Annotated in this window: 1 pseudogene; it reads left to right on the top strand. The window is 45.7% G+C overall.

Annotation, left to right across the window (positions count from 1 at the left end):
• Positions 1–337: pseudogene (locus SB775_RS28185) on the top strand (hypothetical protein); the annotation flags it as partial.

Below are 337 nucleotides of genomic sequence, written 5' to 3'. Positions count from 1 at the left end.
CAGTGAAGCTGCTTGAAGGCGTTGAGGGGTATGAGCACGAACATGTTGATCTTGGAGATACAACCATTGCTATTGACCGTAATTTTGCTATTCCTATTGAAACATCACAGCGCATCATCTCAATGGAATATGACATCACTGATCCTGAAAATACATGTGTCGTTGAGATCGGGCAGTTCTTGTCAGCCTTACAGGGCGATGATCGAGTAAAGCAACTGCAAAAAATAATTGATAACAACCGTGGCACATGGGAGCGGAAGCCGGATGCAGGAAATGTGACAGACGGTAGTTTTCCAAATACGAAGCCGCCCCGTCCATCAAATATCAAGGCAGAGGG

The organism is Peribacillus sp. SIMBA_075, assembly GCF_046534585.1.
This window is presented reverse-complemented; position numbering and strand designations above follow the sequence as displayed.